General features: G+C 36.9%; 1 protein-coding gene. It reads left to right on the top strand.

The genetic code is table 11. From position 1 onward, the window contains the following. On the top strand, positions 1 to 225 hold a 225-nt coding region (locus ACVCZW_RS00495; RefSeq protein ID WP_452231359.1), incomplete at both ends, for a hypothetical protein.

Here is a 225-nt window from a genome sequence, read left to right as displayed (position 1 = left end):
GATTGTGATAACGAAACTATACTTGTTGCAATTCTTACACTTAACGATTCTATTGGTCCTGACTTAACGTCTTGTACTGTTGCAGATGAAACGATTGAGTGTGACGGAACAAATAATGAAACGCTTGCTAACGATTGGAATACTGCTAATATTTTAGCACTGCAATCTTGTGGTACAGATTCTTGTGATACAGATGCGGTATTCGATGTAACTTCAGATTATGCT

It is taken from the genome of Lacinutrix sp. MEBiC02595, from assembly GCF_053601555.1.
This window is presented reverse-complemented; position numbering and strand designations above follow the sequence as displayed.